The 255-nt window shown below is 42.0% G+C and carries 1 pseudogene; it reads right to left on the bottom strand.

The window, feature by feature from the left end:
- Positions 1 to 255, bottom strand: a pseudogene (locus EQG68_RS14945) (PD40 domain-containing protein); the annotation flags it as partial.

The raw sequence follows: 255 nt of genomic DNA, 5'->3' as shown, positions 1-255 counted from the left end.
CTACACCCGAGCGGTTGGTAGACAAAAATCCGATGTTCTTCTCTGCATTTAACGAAAAAGCAAAATCATCTTTCTCACTGTTAATTGGTTTGCCTAAGTTGGTTGATTCACCTTTGGTCATATCATAAGCAAAGACATCCAATCCTCCAAAGCCTTGTCTGCCACTTGAGGCAAAATAAAGCGTTTTGTTGTCTTCCGTAACAAACGGGAAGTTCTCTTCGCCTTCGGTGTTTACTTTTGACCCTAGGTTCTGTG

Source organism: Flavobacterium piscinae, assembly GCF_004122145.1.
Classification (GTDB): domain Bacteria; phylum Bacteroidota; class Bacteroidia; order Flavobacteriales; family Flavobacteriaceae; genus Flavobacterium; species Flavobacterium piscinae.
Note: the sequence above shows the minus strand (reverse complement) of the source record. Positions and strands in the feature narration are given on the sequence as shown.